General features: G+C 54.4%; 24 protein-coding genes and 1 riboswitch. Of the genes, 10 read left to right on the plus strand and 14 right to left on the minus strand.

Features of this window, described 5'->3' with window-relative positions; translation table 11 throughout:
* Window positions 1-472: 472 nt before the first annotated feature.
* On the plus strand, window positions 473-1063 hold the full coding sequence (locus tag ACFFK0_RS29955; protein WP_377474999.1) for a TVP38/TMEM64 family protein: 591 nt from the start codon (window positions 473-475) through the stop codon (window positions 1061-1063).
* 53 nt (window positions 1064-1116) lie between these two features.
* Here the strand turns inward: ACFFK0_RS29955 and panD are convergent, their stop codons facing one another.
* From panD to ACFFK0_RS29975, 4 genes are all read right to left on the minus strand, one after another.
* A complete protein-coding gene (gene panD, locus ACFFK0_RS29960) occupies window positions 1117-1521 on the minus strand; it encodes an aspartate 1-decarboxylase (RefSeq protein ID WP_377475159.1) in 405 nt (134 codons plus the stop codon).
* Between the two features lie 133 nt (window positions 1522-1654).
* Entirely contained in the window at window positions 1655-2569 is a 915-nt protein-coding gene (locus tag ACFFK0_RS29965) for a cation diffusion facilitator family transporter (protein WP_377475001.1), read from the minus strand.
* Between the two features lie 175 nt (window positions 2570-2744).
* Window positions 2745-3428 (minus strand): MgtC/SapB family protein, encoded by a 684-nt coding sequence (locus tag ACFFK0_RS29970; protein WP_377475003.1) that lies wholly within the window; start codon window positions 3426-3428, stop codon window positions 2745-2747.
* 88 nt (window positions 3429-3516) lie between these two features.
* Entirely contained in the window at window positions 3517-4425 is a 909-nt protein-coding gene (locus ACFFK0_RS29975; RefSeq protein ID WP_377475005.1) for an aldo/keto reductase, read from the minus strand.
* A 181-nt stretch (window positions 4426-4606) separates the two neighbouring features.
* On the opposite strand from ACFFK0_RS29975, the gene rsgA reads away from it, so the two are divergent.
* The gene (rsgA, locus tag ACFFK0_RS29980; protein ID WP_377475161.1) at window positions 4607-5659 is read left to right on the plus strand and encodes a ribosome small subunit-dependent GTPase A; all 1053 of its coding nucleotides are present in this window, start codon (window positions 4607-4609) and stop codon (window positions 5657-5659) included.
* Window positions 5660-5681: 22 nt separating this feature from the next.
* Here the strand turns inward: rsgA and ACFFK0_RS29985 are convergent, their stop codons facing one another.
* The 3 genes from ACFFK0_RS29985 to ACFFK0_RS29995 are packed head-to-tail and all read right to left on the minus strand — an operon-like array spanning window position 5682 to window position 8046.
* Window positions 5682-5888 (minus strand): YwbE family protein, encoded by a 207-nt coding sequence (locus tag ACFFK0_RS29985; protein ID WP_377475007.1) that lies wholly within the window; start codon window positions 5886-5888, stop codon window positions 5682-5684.
* Window positions 5885-7255: a DEAD/DEAH box helicase gene (locus tag ACFFK0_RS29990; protein ID WP_377475009.1), complete on the minus strand. Its 1371-nt coding sequence runs from the start codon at window positions 7253-7255 to the stop codon at window positions 5885-5887. The genes ACFFK0_RS29985 and ACFFK0_RS29990 overlap by 4 nt, the downstream gene beginning before the upstream one ends.
* Complete coding sequence (locus ACFFK0_RS29995) at window positions 7252-8046, minus strand: hypothetical protein (RefSeq protein WP_377475011.1); 795 nt, start codon at window positions 8044-8046, stop codon at window positions 7252-7254. The genes ACFFK0_RS29990 and ACFFK0_RS29995 overlap by 4 nt, the downstream gene beginning before the upstream one ends.
* 364 nt (window positions 8047-8410) lie before the next feature.
* On the opposite strand from ACFFK0_RS29995, the gene ACFFK0_RS30000 reads away from it, so the two are divergent.
* Window positions 8411-9094: a TerC family protein gene (locus ACFFK0_RS30000; RefSeq protein WP_377475013.1), complete on the plus strand. Its 684-nt coding sequence runs from the start codon at window positions 8411-8413 to the stop codon at window positions 9092-9094.
* A gap of 87 nt (window positions 9095-9181) precedes the next feature.
* On the opposite strand, the gene ACFFK0_RS30005 is transcribed toward ACFFK0_RS30000, so the two are convergent.
* From ACFFK0_RS30005 to ACFFK0_RS30015, 3 genes are all read right to left on the minus strand, one after another.
* Window positions 9182-9571, minus strand: coding sequence for an MmcQ/YjbR family DNA-binding protein (locus ACFFK0_RS30005; RefSeq protein WP_377475015.1), 390 nt, complete (start codon window positions 9569-9571; stop codon window positions 9182-9184).
* A gap of 75 nt (window positions 9572-9646) precedes the next feature.
* Window positions 9647-11077, minus strand: coding sequence for an NAD(P)/FAD-dependent oxidoreductase (locus tag ACFFK0_RS30010; RefSeq protein WP_377475018.1), 1431 nt, complete (start codon window positions 11075-11077; stop codon window positions 9647-9649).
* A gap of 51 nt (window positions 11078-11128) precedes the next feature.
* A riboswitch (purine riboswitch) is annotated at window positions 11129-11228 on the minus strand.
* Window positions 11229-11496: 268 nt separating this feature from the next.
* Window positions 11497-12486 (minus strand): glycosyltransferase, encoded by a 990-nt coding sequence (locus tag ACFFK0_RS30015; protein WP_377475020.1) that lies wholly within the window; start codon window positions 12484-12486, stop codon window positions 11497-11499.
* 229 nt (window positions 12487-12715) lie between these two features.
* Between ACFFK0_RS30015 and ACFFK0_RS30020 the strand changes: the two genes are divergently transcribed.
* The 3 genes from ACFFK0_RS30020 (at window position 12716) to motB (ending at window position 16744) form a co-directional block, all read left to right on the plus strand.
* Window positions 12716-14983 carry a carbohydrate-binding protein gene (locus tag ACFFK0_RS30020; protein WP_377475022.1) on the plus strand — a complete coding sequence of 756 codons (2268 nt, stop codon included), beginning with the start codon at window positions 12716-12718 and terminating at the stop codon, window positions 14981-14983.
* A gap of 152 nt (window positions 14984-15135) precedes the next feature.
* Window positions 15136-15942, plus strand: a complete 807-nt coding sequence (motA, locus tag ACFFK0_RS30025; RefSeq protein WP_377475024.1) for a flagellar motor stator protein MotA — start codon at window positions 15136-15138, stop codon at window positions 15940-15942.
* Entirely contained in the window at window positions 15935-16744 is an 810-nt protein-coding gene (gene motB / locus ACFFK0_RS30030) for a flagellar motor protein MotB (RefSeq protein ID WP_377475026.1), read from the plus strand. Before motA ends, motB begins: the two co-directional genes overlap by 8 nt.
* A gap of 58 nt (window positions 16745-16802) precedes the next feature.
* Here motB and ACFFK0_RS30035 read toward each other — a convergent pair whose 3' ends face one another.
* From ACFFK0_RS30035 to ACFFK0_RS30045, 3 genes are read right to left on the minus strand one after another with little or no spacing between them, the layout of a single operon-like run.
* Entirely contained in the window at window positions 16803-17273 is a 471-nt protein-coding gene (locus tag ACFFK0_RS30035; protein WP_377475028.1) for an NUDIX domain-containing protein, read from the minus strand.
* A gap of 28 nt (window positions 17274-17301) precedes the next feature.
* A complete protein-coding gene (locus ACFFK0_RS30040; protein ID WP_377475030.1) occupies window positions 17302-17856 on the minus strand; it encodes a chromate transporter in 555 nt (184 codons plus the stop codon).
* Between the two features lie 20 nt (window positions 17857-17876).
* Window positions 17877-19211 carry a 5'-deoxyadenosine deaminase gene (locus ACFFK0_RS30045; protein WP_377475163.1) on the minus strand — a complete coding sequence of 445 codons (1335 nt, stop codon included), beginning with the start codon at window positions 19209-19211 and terminating at the stop codon, window positions 17877-17879.
* An 88-nt stretch (window positions 19212-19299) separates the two neighbouring features.
* On the opposite strand from ACFFK0_RS30045, the gene xerS reads away from it, so the two are divergent.
* Window positions 19300-20367, plus strand: coding sequence for a tyrosine recombinase XerS (gene xerS / locus ACFFK0_RS30050; RefSeq protein WP_377475032.1), 1068 nt, complete (start codon window positions 19300-19302; stop codon window positions 20365-20367).
* Between the two features lie 8 nt (window positions 20368-20375).
* On the opposite strand, the gene ACFFK0_RS30055 is transcribed toward xerS, so the two are convergent.
* Window positions 20376-20882, minus strand: a complete 507-nt coding sequence (locus ACFFK0_RS30055; protein WP_377475034.1) for an ADP-heptose synthase — start codon at window positions 20880-20882, stop codon at window positions 20376-20378.
* Between the two features lie 140 nt (window positions 20883-21022).
* Here ACFFK0_RS30055 and ACFFK0_RS30060 point away from each other — a divergent pair, with 140 nt between their 5' ends.
* The 3 genes from ACFFK0_RS30060 (at window position 21023) to ACFFK0_RS30070 (ending at window position 22461) form a co-directional block, all read left to right on the plus strand.
* Complete coding sequence (locus ACFFK0_RS30060; RefSeq protein WP_377475036.1) at window positions 21023-21208, plus strand: hypothetical protein; 186 nt, start codon at window positions 21023-21025, stop codon at window positions 21206-21208.
* Window positions 21209-21233: 25 nt separating this feature from the next.
* Window positions 21234-21683, plus strand: a complete 450-nt coding sequence (locus tag ACFFK0_RS30065; RefSeq protein ID WP_377475038.1) for an acyl-CoA thioesterase — start codon at window positions 21234-21236, stop codon at window positions 21681-21683.
* 115 nt (window positions 21684-21798) lie between these two features.
* A complete protein-coding gene (locus ACFFK0_RS30070; protein WP_377475040.1) occupies window positions 21799-22461 on the plus strand; it encodes a deoxynucleoside kinase in 663 nt (220 codons plus the stop codon).
* The last annotated feature ends 16 nt before the right edge of the window (window positions 22462-22477 follow it).

Raw genomic sequence — 22477 nt, forward strand, 5'->3', positions numbered from 1 at the left:
CAGGATCAAACTCTCCAATAAGGGTAGTTCGACTTGCTCATTGATAACACTTGCGTGTTGTATTACATATAACCTCTCACTCGTCATTCAGTTTTCAAGGAGCAATCTCTTGCTTGTTTTACCCGGCGCCTCTCAGCGGCAGGAACATTACTGTACCACAATGGGCATGTTGATTGCAACCGGAACGTTTTCTCAAGCTGCCGTTCGCCATGTTGTTTCGGCGACAGCGAAAAGTACTATACCACTACAGTACGCAAAACTCAACCGGCAGATCGTTCCTTGAAATTCTGGACACATCATTCACAATATGAGATGATTCGTACCGGGTATACTTCGTATTTTTCCCTGCAAGATATCGCCTTATTCAACAAGAGCCCAACTAATGCAAGCAACTTCGACAGCGTTTATTACGTATGCATATGATGGCATAAATATAACTATCATATGATTCCGAATAAGGAGAAACGGATCGATGTCTTTCACGTTCGAACTTTCCACGTTCAATTGGCAGCAGCTCGACGAATGGCTTACTCAATTCGAAGCGATGGGTCCTATCCCCGGCATACTCGTACCGATGTCCGAATCGTTCCTCCCATTTTTGCCGCTAGTAGCGCTTATTGTGACGAACGTCAACGCATACGGATTCTGGGAAGGTTTATTATTGTCCTGGATTGGCGTTGTTTTGGGTTCAATCAGCGTGTTTTTGCTTGTGCGCGCGTTCGGAAGGCGATTCCGCGGGTTTATTGAACGGAAGCTGCCGCGGTCGGAGAAATTCATTCATTGGGTGGAAACGAACGGGTTTATGCCGATATTTATTTTAGCCTGCTTCCCCTTTACGCCGTCGTCCGTCGTCAACATCATTTCGGGACTGTCCAAATTGGAAATTCATAAATTCGCGATCGCTACGTTGCTTGGCAAAGGGATTATGATCGCTTTGGTTTCCTTTGCCGGGCACGATCTCGCCAGTTTGCTTCATCAGCCCTGGAAGCTTGCGCTTATCGTCGTAGGATTCATATTGCTATGGTTGATAGGCAGGAAGCTGGAGTCCAAGTTTATGAAATAAATGCAAAGGTTCGGAGACCCGGATTGCCCGGTGTGACCGAACCTTTTCGTTATTTACACGCCCTCAAAGCCTTCCAGCGGCTCAGGTATCGATAAATCATGGGTCTCGACCCGTGTAATGCGGTTGCTGCCGTCAACAAATACAACTTTAGGACGCAGTGCATCCACTTCGGGCTCCGTAAACAGTCCCATACTTAAAATAATGACAAGATCGCCGGGCTGAAACAGATGTGCCGGAGGGCCGTTCAAACATATTTTCCCCGTTCCTTCGGGAGCCGGCAAGGCATACGTTTTCCACCGGGTTGCATTGCGCAGGCTCGTAATTTGGACCATCTCGTACGGCTGAATGCGAGCTTCCCGCATCAACCCGGCATCGATCGTTATGCTCCCGACGTAATTCAAATCCGCTTCGGTCACCGTAGCACGATGAATTTTCCCCTTGCACATGAAGCGCAGCAATTCCGTCATTCCCCTCTCGCCTATGGGTGTATATCACAGGCTATGCCGGCAAGAGCGGAATGGTTTGGGCTGACGGTACTTTTCGTTTCTTGCAGGACTGACCTTGCATCATCCAACGCATATTTGTCCAAATTTACCGGCGCTCCGGTTCCATGCCTGGAGCATACCAAGGATTGAGATGAATGAGCACTTCATCGACGTCCGGATTTTGCATCATGATCGAATGTTTGATTTGGCGGGAAATATCGTGCCCTTCTTGAATCGTCAGTTCGCCCGGAACGCTTACCCTGACATCGACAAGAATATAATGCCCATGTTCTCGCGCCCGCAGACGGTCAATGCGCTTGACGCCGGCAACGGAAGCAATGATAACGGCGTATCCGCTCAAACGCTCGGGGTCCACAGCCTTCTCCATCAAAATGTCAAAGGACTCCTTCCCCATCTCCACGCCCAGCTTCAACACCAACACGGCGACGATGATGCCGGCAACCGGATCGCCATAAAGCAGCCAATGAATGTGATACGCTTCGCCAAGCAGCGACATGCCGATCCCGATCACTGCAGCGAGCGATGCGTAGACGTCGGCCAAATGATCATGTGCGGTCGCGATCAAGCCCTTGCTGTTGCAGCGGCGGCCGATGCGGATTGTATACACATACAGCGCGTATTTCCAAACCAAAGAAAGTAAGGCGGCGGCAAGAGCGATGTAGCTGGCTGCGGCAGGCTCGGCAAAAAACACAACAATGGAATGATAGCCAATGTATAGCGCCGCGAGCACAAGAATCATCGCGACGAAGCCTGATCCGAGCACCTCCGCTTTGCCATGACCGTAAGGATGATCTTCGTCGGCGGGTCGTTTGGAAATTTTCATAGAGCCAAGCGCGGCGGCGGTTGCCACAATATCGCCGGCGTTATGGACACCGTCCGCCAGCAGCACTTCACTTTGAAACAAAAATCCGACTGCGAGTTTTAATGCGGTTAATATGATATTACTGATCAAACTAATCCACACGGCAAACAAAGATCGAGTGTTGTCCGCACTCATCATTCATGACCTCCTGCAGAAGTGTTTCCCCGGGGAAACAAAAACCCCCGACCAATCGGTCAGGGGTTAAACACCAGGATATTTAGATTACGCATGCAGCGTCTGCGCATAGGAAACACTCTTTTCATTGTTATATCTTAGACAGGATAGCACAACAGTCCGGAAGGCTCAAGCAGGATCAAGAACTGATCGTTTCGATCTCGACGGCCAGAACATGGGGGATCTGTTTGATTTTATCGTAAATATGGGTCGTCCTTAATTTATCCAACGCGGAGATGACGATGTAGATCATCTTCTCATCATCATTAATGTCCTTGATTTTGATATGCTTGGTCTTCAAGTGCTCTGCATGTATGCGATCGATCATTGCCGTCATGTCGCCTGCCGAGTTGAAACGTATCGTGATGGCTAAGTCTCTCTCGCGCAATTGGCTTGGCCCAAGCAAACGGAACAAATACGGAAAAAAGTTAACGGCGCTAATAATCAACACGACAGCAACGGCCGCTTCCTTATAAAATCCCGCCCCCGCTGCAATGCCGAGCGCAGACGCCGCCCACACCATGGCCGCAGTCGTCAGGCCGGAAATAATCTCGTTGCTCCGCCGAAGAATAACGCCGGCGCCAATAAAACCGACCCCGCTCACAATCTGCGCAGCGAGTCGAAGCGGATCCATATTCGTATGACCGGGAACCGAATATTTGGCGACGGATTCGATGGATACGATCGTGATCAAGCAGCTGGCCACGGAAATGACCATAGAAGTCTTCATGCCGAGCGGCTTGTGCTTAAGCTGCCGGTCCACTCCGATCAATAAACCCAACAGAAGCGCATACAACAGCTTATCCCAATATACGATGCTCATGGTGATACCCCTCTTCTCTCTTCGTCAGTTCATGGTATGAAGGGAGGGACGAATTGGTGTAGTTCGAGCTATTGCTTTACATCATATTCTAGCGATGCGACGTGTATACGTTCGCCTTCGTTAGCTCCTTCAGCTGCACGATCTGATCCGGACGCAATTCGTCCAGCCGCGCCGCGCCGACGTTGTGGATCAGCTGCTCTACCGTGCTGGCGCCGGGAATAGCCGAAGCTACCGCAGGATGCGCCAGGCTGAAACGAATAGCCGTTTGCGCCAAGCTCCCCTCATGCGGAAGCGCTGCGAACTTCCCCAGAAGCGGGCGCAGCTCGTCGGCTGTGTAGTCCAAATATCCGTCCGGCTTCAGCTTGGATAAGCCGCCGTCTGCAAGCAGTCCCTTAGCAACCGGTCCGCGCGCGATCATGCTGATATTGTGCTGCTCAAGCAGATCCAGCACGCTTTCTTCAGGACGCCGGTCAAGCAAACTGTATTGGCTCATCACGCTGACGATCCGGGAACGCACCGCATATTCGCGGATAACATTCGGCCGAATCGACGAAATGCCGTAATATCGGATGACGCCTTGCCGCTGCAGCTCCTCAAACGCCTCGATCGTTTCGTCGATGGGGTCGTCCAGTGTGCCTCCATGCAGTTGATACAAGTCGATGTAGTCGGTCTGGAGCCGACGCAAGCTTTCCTTCACAGCGCTCATAATGTAGGACTTTGAAGCGTCCCACGTCCACCCCGGTTTCCCCGGCACGATCCGATTTCCGACCTTCGTCGCCAGGACGACTTCGCTCCGTCTGCCGCGGACCGCCTTGCCGACAAGCTCCTCGTTGCGCCCTTCATCGTACAAATCGGCAGTGTCGAGGTAATTTACCCCTCTTTCAAGCGCCTCATGAATAATACGCAGAGCAGGCTTCTCCTCCGTACCGAGCGACATGCAGCCCAGCCCGATTTCACTAATTTGCAGCTCCGAACTTCCCAACCGATTGGTACGCATCCCGGTTCACCCTTTACCGTCTTTTTCTGCATCATACCACATTAAGGCTTAGCAGGCATACGGACTCTTCGACAGGAAAATATCGTTACACTCAAATTGTCCCGTGTAACGGATGCGGGGGCGAACTTATACTGATATCAAAATCACGGAACAAGAAAAGAGGAAACCGATTTTGGACTTGATGCAGTGGGGCTGGAATGCAAAATGGGAGGATGTGTTCGATCCGTGGCGCAAGGAAGGGCTAGAGCCGGCCCGGGTCGTGTTGGAGCATAAACATACGTATACGGTCGTAACGTCATCCGGCGAGCTGCTTGCCGAAATTACGGGACGCATGCGTCATCTGGCGAGCGGCAGAGCGGACTATCCGGCCGTCGGCGATTGGGTGGCCGTTGCTGCCAGATCTAATGAAGGACGTGCAGCGATACATGGCATTGTACCGCGAATCAGCAAGTTTTCCCGCAAAACGGCCGGAGCCGTAACGGAAGAGCAAATCGTTGCGACGAATATGAATACCGTCTTCCTCGTTATGGCGCTTCATCACGATTATAACGTAAGACGGATGGAACGATATCTGACTGCGGCTTGGGAAAGCGGAGCGAATCCGGTCATTTTGCTGAGCAAGGCGGATTTGAGCGAGCGGATCGAGGAAGCTGTCCGGGAGATGGAGCAAATCGCCTTTGGCGTTCCCGTTCATGTCGTGAGCACGCTGGAAGGAAAAGGATTGGACAGTTTGGCGCCGTATGTCGGTCCTGGCCAAACGGTCGCTTTTCTGGGTTCATCCGGGGTCGGCAAATCGACGTTGATCAATCGGCTGCTGGGCAGAGAAGCGATGGAAACCGGCGTCATTCGCCAAAGCGACGGCAGGGGCAAACACACGACGACGCATCGCGAGCTGCTCCCCTTGCCCGGCGGCGGGCTGCTGATCGATACGCCGGGCATGCGCGAGCTTCAGCTGTGGGGTGCGGACGAAGGCTTCGGCACTTCGTTTGCCGATATCGAAGAGCTTAGCGGACAATGCAGGTTTCCCGATTGCCGCCACGATCGCGAGCCGGGCTGCGCCATACAAGCTGCGTTAGCGGACGGTACGCTGGAAAGCGGCCGCTATAACAGTTATATAAAGCTGCAAAAGGAGCTCGCCTACTTCGAACGGAAGGAAAGCAAAGCGCTGCAGGCAGCCGAGAAGCTCAAATGGAAAAAGATCCATCAAGCTGTCAGAAACCGCCCGCACCGATGATCAAGCACGTTGATTAATCACGTTAATTATCTGGCAGGACCGCTTTCACTCGGCCGACCTGGCCATTCGTCAGCCGCACTTTGATCCCATGCGGATGACTGGGGGAATTCGTCAATAGATCTTTGACGATCCCCCGCGTCAGTTTACCGGTTGCTTGATCCTGCTTGAGCACGATGTCGACGGTTAAGCCCGGTCGAATATCGGTTCGCTTTTGTCCGTTTGGCGTCATTTGCGTCGCTCCCTTCTGCCTGTTGGTTTGGTGCCGGATGTATGCCGGGAATTCCGGCCGAAAGTTTGCGCTTTCGGCGAATCGGCCCTTGGGCCGCGTTCCCCTCTCCCCCGGTTCGAATCGCCTGGTTTGCGTCCGGATTCGCCTCGTTTAACCATAGATGCTTTAACGAGAAGCCTATCCCCCCGCCCCCGCACATCGGTTTGGCGGTCCGGACGCGGCCGAACCTCGTCCTTATACTGAGAATCCGATTGACGTTCAAGGGTCATGCCGATTCCCTTCTCGATCAATTGTACGTACATGGCATCCCGCGGCGCAGCTAACGTGAAGGCATAGCCTTTGTGTCCGGCCCGGCCGGTTCTGCCGATTCGGTGGATGTAGCTCTCCGCATCGTGCGGGATGTCGTAATTGATGACATGAGTTACACCTTCGACATCGAGCCCGCGGGCGGCAACATCGGTCGCGACGAGCAGCTGAATGTCGCCGCGGCGAAATGCGGCCATGACCTCCTCCCGCCTCGCCTGCGTCAAATCCCCATGCAGCTCTTCAACGGAAAGCCCGTGGCTGAGGAGCGCTTCCGCCAGCTTCTTGGCGCGAATTTTGGTCCGGCAAAAAATGACGGCCAGATGCGGCCGGTAACGCCGCAGCAGCTGCAGCAGCGTAGACTGCTTGGCCCGGTCTGTCGTCTCGATTAACGTTTGCCGTATCGTATCCAGCGTAATTTCGCGGCCATGAACCCGAATGTCGGCGGGACTTCGCAAATACGATGCGGCGAGCCGCCGTACAGGCTCCGGCATCGTAGCGGAAAACAACAGCGTCTGCCGCTCGCCAGGCGCCGCATCGATCACGCCGGTCACTTCGTCCAGGAAGCCGAGCGCCAGCATTTGATCCGCTTCGTCCAGCACTAGAATATGCAGCTTGTCCAAGTTGATCGTTCCGCGCCGCAAATGATCGTTCAACCGCCCGGGAGTCCCAACGATGACCTGCGCGCCGCCCTGCAGCCGGTGAGCTTGGGCAATGACGTCTTGGCCCCCATACACCGGCAGCGCAGCGATCCCAAGCGCAGGGGCCAGCTTGGCGACTTCGCCATAAATTTGGATGGCCAGCTCCCTTGTCGGCGTAATGATCAGCGCCTGGCTGAACAGCTCGTCCGGCCGGATACGCTGCAGCATCGGCAGAACGAACGCCAACGTTTTGCCGGTCCCCGTCTGGGCTTGCACGATGGCGTCGCTGCCGGCCAGCAGAGCCGGAATCGCCTGCTGCTGAACGGGAGTTGGTGTAACGACGCCTAGCTCGCGCAGAGCGGAAACGAGCGTGTCTCCGATCCCTAACGCGCCGAAGGTAAGATTCGCCGAGCGAACACTCATTGCCATCCCGCCCCTTCGGCATTGCGGTCCAGCTTGCCCCAAGCCGGATTGTAATCATATTCGACCGATTCATTGTTGAATTCGGGATTCGCAACGTCGCCATTATATGTCCCCACGAGCGACCAGTCCGTTTCCCGCCAAGTAACGAAGGAGGCTGCTTGAAGCCGCTCGCCGTCGGCCTGCAGCTCAATCAGCCTGTTAACGAGAGATGTTGCGTAAGGAATACCGGACTCCGGAACTTGGCGGATGCTGAGATCGGGTCTGCCGAATTTACGCATTCCCCTCGTATGAAGCTTGTATACGTCTTCCCCTTCCTTGGTGACGAGCAGCGCAGTTTGATCCAAGGGACGAATAGCGGACTGGGCAAAGAAAGTTTCGCTCCACTCCTCAGCCGAATACCACCGCAGAGTTTGCGCATCCAGTACGGCCACGGCTCCTTGCTCGACCGCAGCTTGCACGATTCCGATCATGTTCCGGAAATATTCGAGGCTCCCGGTGTCCTCGCTCACTTCTCCGACGATGACGAGACAAGCCGGAGACAAGGCGACGCGCCGGAACAGCTCATCTCCCTTCTCGCGCAGGAGCTCGCCGAGTTGATTGGAATAATACAAGGTCATCGTCTCGCTATCCCGGCGAATGTCGTATGTTAGAAACTGAATGCCGCCGGGAATGCCAGTGACCCGATGCCGGTGCTCCGTCACCTGCAAATCCGCAAAGCTTGGTCCGAATAAAGCATAGAAGAAAAATGGCTGGCGTCCACCCGGCCTATAATGAGTACGTTCGTTATTCATAAGTTGATTTCCCTTCCTTCAGCGCAACATAGCGTAAAAACTTCAATTCCTCTAATCATAACGTTTTGACGGCTTGTTCGCCAGCAGCGGACACTGGGCGATTGACAAGGGCGCAGTCCGAGGCTTATAATGACTGCAAGTACATAGCGTCATCCAAAGGGGAGTAGCTGACAGTAGAAGTCGTCAATTCGGGAATGTTTCGTTCCCCGGCTCTACTGGCAACGAACGGTGCATTGTCGTTGTTAGCAAGACCTTTGCCTATCGCGGGTAAAGGTCTTTTTCTATGCACATTATAAAGCATGGAGAGTGGCCTTTACCTTGACGGTAGAGGCCGCTTTATTTTCCAAGAAGGAGTGATGTGAGAATGGAATGGTTTACAATTGATTGGTGGACGGCTCTGCTCGGCATTATCGTTATCGACCTGATGCTGGCCGGCGACAACGCAATCGTAATCGGGCTTGCCGCACGGAACGTTCCGAAGGTTCAGCAGAAGAAAGTTATTTTTTGGGGGACGGTAGGCGCCGTCGTCATCCGTATCCTTGCGACGCTCGCTGTCGTATGGCTGCTCAAAATTCCGGGGCTGCTCTTAGCCGGCGGTTTGATGCTTGTCTGGATCGCCTACAAGCTGCTGACGGACGAGAAAAATCACGAAGTTGAAGCGAAAAATACGATGTGGGGCGCTATCCAAACGATCATTATCGCCGATGGCATCATGGGCTTGGATAACGTCATTGCAGTAGCCGGTGCTGCGCACGGCGATTTCGTTCTCGTCGCAATCGGCCTGATAATCAGCGTACCGATCGTCGTATGGGGCAGCACGTTGTTCTTGAAGCTGATCGACCGCTTCCCGGTCGTGCTCTTTATCGGATCAGGCATTTTAGCTTATACGGCTGCCAAGATGATTACGCACGAGAAGTTTTTGAGCGGCATCTTCGACAACCCATGGATCATGTACACGTTTGAAGCGATCATCATCATCGGCGTTATTGCTGCAGGCCGTATTGTCCAGCTTCGCCGCCGCCGACTCGTTACTCAGCAAGGTCATTAATATGAAACAATCCGGGGCTATTCCGTTCCGCCAAGGCTTGCGGCCAATGCGGTTTGGGACAGCCCCTTTTGTGTCCACAGCGCAATCTCAAGGGCGTGTTACGTTTTGGACCTGTTTGGCCAGCTTCTTCGGCGCGACACGCAAGTAGCTCTCTTCGACAAGGTCTGCCAGCTCGTCCCAATCCGGTTCGCCATGTATGGACACCCAGCCATGCTGACCGATGTACGGTGTTTTGGTGTACTTCCCCGAAGCGATGAGCAGCTCTTGATTTTCCTTATCGGTTTTGACGGATAAGCCTGGAGTTTGCTCGAGATTATGGTCGCCTGTGAAAATAAACGTTTTACCGTTGCCCCGGAAAACCGTATGGCCGTGCCCATCGACCTCCTCGGCAACCTCCGGCAGTCCGGTACAGATCGTCCGAATTCGCGACAGCATCGCCTCGAATGCCGGGGTTCGCGCCATTGCGTTTGAACTCATCGTTCGCCCTCCTCGTTACATCATAGAACACCCTACCCGAACCGGGCAGAGTGTAAATGATTTTCCTTAATACGATTATACCCGCTTTAACAGGCTGCGTGCGATCCAAACGCCGGCAGCTCCGGCCTGGGCAAGGCCGCGCGTGATGCCGGCTCCGTCACCGCCGCAGAACAGTCCCTCAATGTCCGTCTCCAGCTCGGGCGTCAGCTTCGGCCGTGCCGAGTAAAACTTCGCCTCCACCCCATAGAACAGCGTGTGCTCCGATGCGATCCCCGGCGTAACTTTGTCCAGCGCTTCGATCATTTCAATCAAGCTCTTCATCGTATTGTACGGAAGCACCAGTCCGAGGTCGCCCGGCACCGCCTCCTTCAATGTCGGCTCGAGGAAGCCCTCCCGTATACGCGACACCGTCGACCGCCGGCCGCGCTGGATGTCGCCATACTTCTGAACGATGACTCCTCCGCTCGATAAGTCGTTCGCCCGCTTACAAATTTCCCGCGCATACTCGTTCGGCTTGTCGAACGGCTCGGTGAACGTATGCGACACGAGCAGGGCAAAGTTCGTGTTGGCAGAGCCAAGCGCCGGGTCTTTGTAGGAATGGCCGTTCGCCGCCATAACGCCGCTGTGATTTTCCACAACGACATGCCCGGATGGATTGGAGCAGAACGTGCGTACCCGGGTCCCGACAGATGTATTGAAAATAAATTTCCCCTCGTATAAATGCTCGTTGATTTCGCGCATGACGACATCGGACGTTTCCACGCGTACGCCCACATCCACCTGGTTGTTGACCATATGCACACGGCGCTTCTTGAGCAATTGGGTGAGCCAGGCCGAGCCGTCTCGCCCCGGAACGACGACGACATGCTCCGCGGCGATCGTCTCGCCGTTCTTCAGCGTCACGCCCCGCACCCGCAGCTTCCCTTCCGTCTTCTCCGTGACCAGATCGTCCACTTCGGTCTTAAACCGCATCTCGACATGTTGTTCCAGATATGCAAAGATCGACTTCAAAATCTCCAGGTTTTGCTCCGTGCCGAGGTGCCGCACCTGTGCCCGTAGCAGCTTCAGTCCCGCGGAATAGGCCCGCTGCTCGATATCGCGCACTTTCTCCGTCGTCGGATCCGTGATGGCTGTAGTCGCGCCGTGGCGCAAGTTCAGCTCATCAACGTAACGAATGAGCTCGAGCACCTGCGAAGGCGGCAAATAATCGGTAAGCCAACCGCCGAACTCCGTCGTAATGTTGAACTTCCCGTCACTATACGCTCCGGCGCCTCCGAAGCCGCTCGTAATCGAGCAGGCCGGCAGGCAGCCGGCGAAGTCCTTCTTCCCCGCCGGGGGCGGGCACAGCTTGATTTTCTCTTCCAGTATCGGACAGCTCCGCTGATGAATGCCGTGGCCTTTATCGATCAGCAGCACCTTCAGATGCGGCGCCTTCAGCGACAGCTCATAACATGTGAAAATTCCGGCCGGACCGGCCCCCACTACGATAACATCATATCGATCCACTGTGCTCCTCCTTCATTTGCATAAAAAAATCCCGGTCTACGCAGCGGCAGGTACACGAAACCCGCCGCTCGTAGCCAGGAATTTACGGTTCCTTGGTAGAGACCCCCGAACCGATTATCGGGGATATACGAACGATTGCTTCCCTATTGGACAGAAGTAATCATAACGGAATATCCGGCATGCGTCAATAGGTGAATGTTCGTCTTTTGATTGTGATAACCAAGAAAAACGTCAATTAAATCAGCGTTCATTCGAAATATCCGAACATTCTATTCGAAATCGCTAGACAGCCACCGGAAAACCGGTTCTGCAGCATTAATACTTTCCGCAATCGAAACGCTAGATTCACCTTCAGTCAGCCGGGTGGAACGCAAATAAGGAGATTTCACGTAGCGGCAGGCTCCGGGAACAGGGCATCGCTATCTCCCGCCCTTCCTCTTCTGAACGCGCGAAGCGGTTAGTACTTTCGAATAGATGCGCAGATACCCGTCGGTCATGTTTCGGGTTGTAAACCGGCGGATGACATAGCTTCGCAGTGCACGAGGCGACGGATATTTGCCCGCCTTCACCTTGCGAACCATCTCGGGTACACTGCGGCATATCAATTGCGGAAACCCGGCCATCACTTCCGGAACGGACCCGTTGCGCAAAGCGACAACCGGCGTGCCGCAAGCCATCGCCTCAATCATGACTAGTCCGAACGGTTCCTCCCACAGCGTCGGGAACAGCAGACAGCTCGCGTGCTTGAGCAGCTGCTGCTTTCGCTTGCCGCCCACCGCTCCTACATACCGGATCCGCGGGTTCCTGCGGATCCGCGGTGCAATTTCCTTGACGAACAGCCGCTTATCTTTAATCGGACCGCTGATAATGAGCCGCTTGTTCGTTTTCTCCGCCACCTCGATGGCTTGCAACACTCCTTTCACCCGAAGAAGACGTCCGATAAAGAGCAGATAGCCCTTCTTCACTTCGGAAAATTCATATTCGTGCGGTCGGATCCCGTTATACACGTAATAGCCGCGGCCCTTGCCCATCACCTGGCGGGCGCGCTTAGATACGTAGATGGGATGCCTGACCCAGTGTTTGACCGGCAAATGAAGCGTGCTGACGGTCGGTACTTTCAGCCGTTGTTTATCTACGGTAGATGTAAAGGTATGGTCATGGATCAGGTGAACTCCTTTCGGCAGCCGTTTGGCAACGAAACGACCGATACCGCGATCCCGCATTCCTTTTGGATACTCAATCAGCTTCGCCTTGGTTCTGCTGCCCTTGGAGGCAAATACGACGACTCGATGACCGCGCCGTACGAGCTCTTCTGTGAGTTCATAAACGATTTTTTCTGTGCCGCCTTGGTTGGTTGGCGGAAGCGGTCTTGCATTCGGAAAGTTGGAAATGACCTGAACGATTTTCAATCGTTTCACCCTCCTTGATCCTCTTCAGAGTCATATAAATCGGAACGATCACCTTAGTCAACATATGCCCTTTGCTCTGCAAGTAATTGGACACCTACCATATACCGGAATAATCGGGCGAACCTCCCAAACCATATGGCGAAAAGTGGTCCTAGATAGCGGTTACAATTCTGTGTACAATGAGGAAGCCAGTTCTATATGAAAGCGATTACGAAAGGAACCATACACCATGAAAATGACAAAGAAGACCCGCAGCCTTCGCCGCTTTGCTACTGCCGCATTCGCCGCAGCAATCGTTTCCGGCGCCGTGGCGGCCGTACCCGCTTCCGCTCGCGAAAGCACATTCACCCGCAGCGGCGTAGGCCCCCTCTACTGGAGCACATACGAATATCAATATACAAACAATGGACCGATGGACGAAACCGAATGGAAGAAAAACATCGACTGGATTGCCGCGGAATACAAGCAGTTCGGCTATGATCTGATTGTCTCCGACGGCTGGATCGAGTCTGCGCAGCGCACGAATTCAAACGGATACATTTTGACCCACAACGATAATTGGCAGCATGATTGGATGTACTGGCAGCGTTATATCGCAAGCAAGGGCATGAAGCTCGGTGTCTACTACAATCCTTTGTGGGTAACGCGCAGCGCGGCGAACGACCCGGCGAAGAAAATCGCCGGGACGAATATTCCGGTCAGCAGCATCGCCAACTCTTCGGACGTGTTCAACAACGATCTGTATTGGGTTGATGTGAACAAGCCGGGCGCCAAGGAATATGTTCAGGGCTATGTGAACTATTTCAAGAACATGGGCGTGAAATACTTGCGCATCGACTTCTTATCCTGGTACGAGAACGGGATCGACAAAGGCCGCGTTATCGGCAAAAACCATGGTTCGGCCAACTACCGCAAGGCGCTGCAATGGATGAAGGAAGCGGCAGGCGACGACATGGAGCTGAGCCTGGTCATGCCGCATTTGAAAAGTCATGCCGCAAACGAGCTGGCAACCGGCGACATGGTGCGCATCAACGAAGATCTGGCCCGCGGCGGCTGGGAGAACCTTAGCGGCCAGCGCCAAAATTGGACGAACGGCTGGTCGCAGTGGGCGAATCCGTTCCAGGGCTTTACCGGCTTCTCGGACATCGCGGGGCGCGGTTCCAACATGATTATGGACGGCGATTTCCTGCGTATGAACACGTTCAAGACGAATGAAGAGCGCAAAAGCGCCATTTCCTTGTTTACGCTCGCAGGATCTCCAATTGCGATAACCGACCAGCACTCGACGATCGGCAATACCGGCTCCTTCTACAAAAATGCCAACATGCTTTCGCTGCACAACCAGGGATTCGTCGGCAAGCCGTACTATTACAACAGCAAATCGTTCAGCAGCGACCCGCATTCGCGCGACTCCGAGCGCTGGCTCGGCCAGCTGCCGAACGGCAATTGGATCGTCGGCTTGTTTAACCGTTCTGATATCAAGGCGACGCGCTCGATCGATTATGTGAAAGATTTAGGTCTTACCGGCTCCGCCTCGACAAAGGATCTGTGGACGAACGAATCGCTCGGCTCCATCAGCAAGCATGCTCCAGCCCTCCCGGCGCATGGTACGAGTGTTGTCGAGATCCAGCCTGCGGATCAGGCAAAGGTGTCCCGATACGAGATGGAGGTCGCGACTTGGGTCGGCGGCGCCGGCTTCAACAACGATCATACGGGATATAACGGATACGGCTTCGTAGACGGGTTCGGAACCGCCGGCGCCAAGGTCGTTGTTGCCGTAGAAGCTCCGGCCGACGGCCAGTATAAAGTGAACTATCGCTATGCCAATGCGACCGGTGCGACCAGCACACTGAAAGCTAGCGTCATGAACGAGAACGGTTCGGCCGTACAAACGGCGAAGACGGTTTCGTTCCCTGCTGCGGCATCCTGGAACGATTGGATGAACAAGGAAAGTACGCTGACGTTGAAAAAAGGCGTCAATCTCGTCACGCTGCAGCGTACGGCAGGCGACGCCGGCGCCATCAACCTCGATTATATCGAGCTTTACAAAGCTGCATCCGTCCCTCTCGTCCGGGAAGGCGGCTTCGAGACCGGAACTTTATCCGGCTGGTCCGAATGGCATCCGGCCGGTCAAGAGCCTGCCTATGGCGTCGACGGCTACGATGAGCGCAGCGGTGACAGCAAGCTGTATTTCTGGTCGATGAATCCGTTCAAGCAAAGCGCTCACCAGCAGCTGACCGGCTTGTCCGACGGGACGTACCGCGTATCGGCTTATGTGAAAGAAACCGTATACGGAGCCGATCCTGCGACAGTCCGCATGGAGCTGTCCGCCGACGGCGCCGAGCCAACCTACGTGAACATCGCACCGAAAGCAGGGTATCAACTGGTCAGCGGTACGGCCGTTGTCAGGAACGGCAAGCTTACGTTCGGGTTCTATGCGGACTCCCCGGGCCGTACATCGCTGCAGATTGATGATGTAACGGTTGTAAAGCAGTAATACTTCACCGATTGATTGCAAAGCAGCCTGTCTCCGATTCGGGGGCAGGCTGCTTCTTTTCACTCTAATAATTGTGTCGCAATATAAAGGGTTTTGTCGATGGATGGCGAATTAGTAAAACCATATAGAACCAATGGAGGGTGCATCTGAACATGGAGAAATCTACAATTATCGGCTTGGTACTGGCTGTGATCGCCGTTGGCGTCGGCATGATACTGAAAGGAGCCAGTCTTGCGTCACTAGTCAATCCGGCCGCAATCCTGATTATTTTCGTCGGTACCGCAGCTTCGCTCTTCATCGGCTTCACGCTGGAAGAAATCAAAAAAATCCCGAAGCTGTTCAAAATCGTCTTTACCGAGCAGAAGCTGCGCAGCAAGATGGATCTCATTAACTGGTTTGCCGACATGATCTCGATCACGCGCCGCGAAGGGCTTCTGTCGCTCGAAGCGAAGCTGGACGAAATTCAAGATCCGTTCCTGAAGGGCGGCCTGCGTCTCATTATCGACGGCAACGATCATGAGTTTGTGCGCGACGTTCTGCTCGAGGACGTGTCGGCTATGGAGGAACGGCATCGCACGGGCGCTCTTATTTTTACGCAAGCCGGTACATACGCACCGACACTCGGGGTACTTGGCGCCGTAGTCGGTTTGATCGCCGCCCTGAGCAATTTGAGCGAGGTCGAGAAGCTCGGACATTTGATTTCGGCCGCGTTCGTCGCAACGCTGCTCGGTATTTTCTCCGGCTACGTGCTGTGGCACCCGATTGCCAATAAGCTGAAAGTGAAGTCCAAGAAAGAAGTCGAGCTGAAGCTTATGATGATTGAAGGCCTCCTCTCGATCCAAGCGGGCGTATCCGCAATAGCTGTTCGCCAGAAGCTGCTCGTATTCGTCCCGAACGCCGAGCGCGGTGAAGAAGAAACCGCTCCTGGCGCGCAGAAGGAGGCTGCGGAGCTTGGCTAAACATAAGAAGGAACATCATGAAGAGCACGTTGACGAGTCGTGGCTCATCCCTTATGCCGATCTTCTAACGCTCCTTCTTGCGCTGTTCATTATTTTGTTCGCATCCAGCCAAGTGGATTCGAAGAAATACGATTCGCTGATGCAGGCGCTGAATTCTGCCTTCACCGGCGGCTTGTCGCAGTTCGAAGTATCGAACGTCGTTCCCCTTGATGTGAATCCGAATACCGAGAAGCAGAAGAGCAGCGAGAAAGAAGATTCGACATCGCAGGGCAAGCCGTCCGTCTCGCAATTGCAAGAACAGCTGAAGAAAGAAGAGAAGGATCTCGAGGAGCTGCAGCAGAAGCTCAACCAGTACATCGCCGACAACCAGCTGTCCGCTCAGCTGGAGACGAAGCTAACGAACGACCGGCTCATGATCACGATACGTGACCGCGCCCTGTTCGATTCCGGATCGGCTGCACTCAAAGCGGAGTCGCAGCAGCTCGCCGCGACGATCGCCGGTATGCTGGCCCAATACCCGGGCTACGAAATCGAGGTTGCCGGGCATACGGACAATATTCCGATCCATAATGCCGAGTTTGAATCCAATTGGGATTTGAGTGCAAAGCGCGCCCTTAACTTTATGAAAATTTTGCTGGGCACGAGCGCCCTCGATCCGTCGCTGTTCTCCTCCATCGGTTACGGCGAGTACCGGCCTGTGGCCGGCAATGAGAATGCCGACGGCCGTTCCAAAAACCGGCGCGTTGAAGTCAGCATCATCCGCAATGTCAAAATTGCCGACGTCGCGGAAAAATCGCAGTAAACCGCTAAAGAGGCAGCCATTCGCATCATTGCGACGGCTGCCTCTTCTTCTCTTCCTGCTAGTTGGTATCCCCCATATACACTTCGCCTGTATGCCTGGCGAGGAGCAACGGAACAAGTGCCGCGGGATACACCTCCACCTCAGGGAGGCGGTCCAGCTTGAGCCACTCGACGCCGATTTGATGATTGTCGGGGTTATGCCCCCGAAACGTTGCGGCCGCTTCGCCATCCTCATCTTCAAGCATGCAGCTGAAGTAAAACTCCACTTGATGAATATGCGAATCGTGTGCGGCAAACTGGTGGTTCGCACCGATATATTCACGAACGTGCAGCAGCTCTCCGACACGGACACTGCGGCCGATTTCCTCCAAGCATTCCCGCCGCACCGCATCCTTCAGCTCTTCGCCGAATTCTTGACCTCCGCCGGGAAACAAGTAAAACGAATGCCCATCATCGATCCGGTTCACGGTCAACAGCACGCAGCCATCCTTCACGATAACCGCTTTAGCGGAATTTCGGATATTCGTCACGCCGGTCCCTCCCCATTTATCCTGCAGCTTACCCGCGGAAAAACAATGCGCCCGCCGCCAGCGCTCCGACGACACCCCACACCGCATTGATCTGCAAATACTGTACGGCGATAAAATAAACGGCTGCGATCAGGAACGGCAGAAAGCCGAACTTGCCAAGCTCGGGTGCGGACTGAAACGCATATTTGGCAAAATCGTACGCCAGCATGGCCAGCATAACGAAGATGACGGGCTGTATGCCCTTTATCATGCCGCGGACGATCGGATTGCCGCTCAGCTTGTTCATGACGCCGACGAGGGCGATCATCGCCACTGCGGTAGGCATGACCACCGCGATCAACGCCGCTGCTGCGCCGGGCCATCCTGCGACCTTAAAGCCGATATAAGCGGCCAGCTTCGTCGCAATCGGCCCCGGCAGCGCGTTGCCCATTGCCAGCGCCTTGCCAAATTCCTCGGTTGTCATCCAGCCGAATTGATTGACGACTTCGTTCTCGTAAATCGGAATAATGGACGGGCCTCCCCCGAAGCCTAGCATTGTCGCCCGGAAGAAGGCCAGAAATAAATGCCATATTTGCTGCAGCATACTCGCTCTGCCTCCCTAAGTTAAATCCGTTTCAATACGCGAGCGATCGCCGCATCCGCTTGCTTCAGTACGCGGGATTTATCGATGGTCGTCAGCTGTTTGCCCTTCATCACAACGTTGCCGTCGATCCATACCGTATCGACGTCTCCTCGCGTTGCCGCGTAGACGACACGGGAGAACGGATCCGCTTCATAAGACGGGTATGTATGAAAATCGTTCAAATCCAGCAGCTGCAAATCCGCTTTCTTGCCGACTTCAATGCTGCCGATCTCTCGTTCCAGTCCGAGCACCTCGGCCCCGCCCATCGTCGCCATCCGCAGCACCGTTCGTGCGTCCATGACGGTCGGTCCGTGCTGCACCTTCTGGATATACGCCGTCAGCCGCATCTCCTGAAACATGTCCAGATTATTATTGCATGGCGCTCCGTCGGCACCGATGCCCATCTTGATATGACGCCCCAGTAGATCGGGCGTTTCGGCGACGCCGGAAGCCAGCTTCAGATTCGAGCCCGGACAGTGCGTCACCTTCACGCCGCGGTCCCGAATGATCCTCTTCTCTTCTTCGTTCAGCCATATCGAATGAGCCAGTACGAGTCTCGGTCCGGCCAAACCGATATGATCGAGGTAGACGACGTTGCGCATGCCGCGCTCGCGTTCGACGAGCTCGATCTCGCCTTGATTTTCCGAAGCGTGCGTATGGACGAGAACGTCGTACTTCGCCGATAAATCACGTACGCCGATCAGCAGCTCTTCCGTACAGGAAACGACAAACCGCGGACAGAAGGCGTACCCGATCCGGCCGTTCTCTTTGCCGTGCCACGCTTCAAGCAGGTCGACGCTCATTTGCAGCGACCGTTCGGTTTGCTCCTGCAGCGGAAGCGGCACATCGGCACCGTGGTCCATCATGACTTTGCCGGCGATAGCACGCAGTCCGCTCTCCCGTATCGCTTCAAACGCGTACTCCGTATGATGCACGGTTTCCATATCGAGAATCGTCGTCGTCCCGCTGCGGATCAGCTCCCCGATGCCGAGCAGCGCCGACACATAGACGGAATCCTCGTCATGAGCCGCTTCCAGCGGCCATATCCGTTTGCGCAGCCAGTCCAGCAGCTCGAGATCGTCGGCCCGGCCGCGAAACAGCGTTTGGCATAAGTGGATGTGCGTCTGAACGAACCCGGGCAGCAGCACATAGCCGCGTGCTTGTACGACGCAGTCCGCCTCGGCTTCATCGATTCCGGGATCGCCCTGCTCGATCTTGACGATGCGGTCGTTCTCCAGCAACACGTCTCCTACGAACACGTCAAGCGCCGCATTCATGGTCATTACCGTCGCCTGCCGAATTAATGTTTTCACCAGCGTCTCCCTTTCCCTTCAATAGCCTTCCAAGCGGCTCCCTACGATTGTTTCCTTGTGCTATACTTACTAGTACTGGAGGTGTAACGCAATGAATGTAATTAAACAAAAAGACCGTGCCGAGCTGGAGCGCCGGCTGCCCGCCATGCCGTGGTACGTCGACCGTTTCATCCAATATAAGCTGCCGGACCTCTCGCCTTCCTCGCTGCTTGAATACATACGCGATTACGAAACGTTCTTCGGCTGGCTGCTGGCGGAAGGCTTGGCCGAAGGCCCGGCCATTCGGGATATCCCGATCACGGCGCTGGAGCTGCTGCGGACGGACGACATCGACCGGTTCCGGATGCACCTGGCCACCCGCAAAGAACAAGCCAACACGCGAACGACGATCACCCGCAAGCTCTCGTCCATGCGCTCACTGTTTCATTACTTAAGCCAGATCGCCGAAGACGAGAATTATTATCCGCTGCTCAAACGCAACGTGATGGCCAAGATCGAAATCAAGCGCTCGCAGAAACCGAAAGATACCGCTGCCAAGCTCGAAGGCAAGCTGCTGCAGGAGCAGGAAATTTTCGAATTCATCGATTATATTAAATCCGTCTATCCGCATGAGGTCGCCACGAACAAGCAAGCGCTGTATGCGTATGAGATGAACTGGCAGCGCGACGTCTGTCTGGTCAGTCTCATTCTGAATTCCGGCCTGCGCGTGTCCGAGGTCGTCAACATGAATATCGACGATATCGACCTGAAGAAGAAGCTGCTCTATGTACATCGCAAAGGAAAAGACGATACGTTCAAGACGCCGGTTTATTTTCGCCAGGACGCCTTGGAGCATCTCGAAGCTTACCTGGAGCGCCGCCAGCCGCAGTACAAGCCGTCCAAACGGGAGAAGGCGCTGTTCCTGGCGATTGCCAACGGCAAGAAGGAAGGCGAACGAATGACGAAGCGGGCGATCCAAGAGATGGTCGTAAAATACGCCAAGCGCTTCGGCAAGCCGTACTTGTCCGTTCACAAGCTGCGCCACTCGTTCGCGACCGATTATTATTTACGCAATGACTTGTATAAAACGCAAGAGCAGCTCGGGCACGCCTCGCCGGAAACGACGCAAATTTACGCGCACTTGACGGACAAGACGATGGCCGAGGCAATCGACAACTAAACGTCGAGCTATACTTTCAAATCGTCTTCCAGCGCAAGCTCGAAATCTTCGATATCGAACAGCAGCACGCCTACGCCCGCTTCGTAACACTTGTCCAGAAAATCAAGCTGATCCGTCAGCAGAGCGACATTCTCCTGCATGGCCGTCAGCAGCAGCTCCGTCTCCACCGGATCGAACGCTTCGCCGAAATAAGCGTTATCAACGGCGTTAACGACCGTAAGCGTCACATGCTCGTTAATCGGAAACGGCGGACTCTTCTTCCATGGAAGCGTGAGCGAGCGCTCCAGCTTCTTCTTGTTGAACGAATCCTCGAAGAAGGCGATGAGCTCGGCGATCTTTTTCTTGACGTGTTCGTCCTCGCGCGGGTCGGGCATGACGGCCTCGCCGCTGTCCCGCATATCGTACAGCTCCATAACCGTTGAATAAGGAATTAAATACTCCACGGGCTTGCCCGGAACGAGCAATTGCCCGTAAGTTGTTAATAAAACGGCTTCTATAACAATGCGGCGGGTCATCGAATGTTGCGCCCCCCGTCTGTACAGCCCGATATCCTATGATGTGCGCACATTGGCGTTACTCCCCTTTCTGTTGCTATTATAGTATAGTCGTGAACAAAAATCATGTACGACCGCCCTATCGAGAAAGGAAGATTTCTATGTCGTCGTTCGTCCTAATTCTGCTTGGCGTGCTGGTCAGCGGATCGCTGTTCAGCATCGGCTTTATGCAAATCGTTCGCAAGCGCCCGGTGCTTGGCATCGTCTTGTCCGTCGCAGCCTTGCTGCTGTTCATTTCGATGTTCGTTTTCATTAAAGAACCGGCCCCGATTCAATCGGTCAGCTAATTCGTATCGTTGAGGTGATGCCTCCATGACATCTGAAGTCGATTTGACCGCTTTTCGTTTCCGCAGCAGCGCGAAGGTGCGCTTCTGCGAAACGGACGCTAACGGCCATATGAGCCACGTAACGACCGTCATCTTCATGGAGCAGGCACGTACCGAGTATTCCAGCGGACTCGGCTTGTTCGGACGGGAGCGCAGCGCTGACGATGGCAAAACGTTCGTTCTGGCCGCCCAGTCGGTCAATTATCGCTCACAGGCTTACTTCGCCGACGAAATCGACATCTTCGTACGCGTATCGCGCATCGGAACGTCCTCCCTGGACATGGAATATGTGCTGATCAACCGGGATAGCGGCGCTGTCGTCAGCACAGGCTCAAGTACAATGGTTTATTTCGACAGCACACTCCAGAAGAGTACCCCTCTTCCCGCCGACCTGTCGGAGCGGATCGAACGCTTTGAAGCGTCATTCGGCAGCTAATGAAGCTTGCTTTCAAAAGTTCGTATTATTCCTGTTATACCCATCGCCAACTCGCCCCTTTCCTGCTATAATAATTCAGCTGTTGTCGAATTTTGGCTGAAGGGAAAGGGGAAGCATGGCAGTGATCGTTGTCGGTGGGATGATTGGACTGGGCAAGACGTCGGTAGCCACGCTGATCGGCGACAAGCTGAACAGCGAAGTTTTCTTTGAAAGCGTAGAGGAAAATCCGATATTGCCTTTATTTTATACGGCTTCGGAAGAAGAAATTGAGCGCAAGCGCTACCCGTTCCTTCTCCAGCTATACTTTTTGGATACACGGTTTCGCGCGATCAAGCAGGCGCTCGGCAATCGGCACAACGTTCTCGACCGGAGCATCTATGAGGATTGGTATTTTGCGAAGGTGAACCGGGATCTCGGCAGAATCAGCGACCTGGAGTTTTCCATCTACGAAAATTTGGCCGCCAATATGATGGCAGAGCTGGCCGAGCTTCCGAAGAAAGCCCCCGACCTTATGGTATATCTGAAAGGCTCGTTCGAAACCGTCCTTCACCGTATCGGCCTGCGCGGACGCAGCTTCGAGCAGGACCCGGCGCTAGTGGAATATTACCGTACATTGTGGTCGGGCTATGACGATTGGGTTATGAATTATTACGACGCATCCGAAGTTTTAGTTGTCGATATGGACAAGACCGACGTCGTCGGCAGACCGGAAGATGCGGAACGCCTCGTTGCCGACGTGCTGGCGAAGCTGTCGGAGATCGCTTCTGCCGATTCCTGAGCAAGCATACATAGAA

The sequence above is a fragment of the Paenibacillus chartarius genome (assembly GCF_042432825.1).
Lineage (GTDB): Bacteria > Bacillota > Bacilli > Paenibacillales > NBRC-103111 > Gordoniibacillus > Gordoniibacillus chartarius.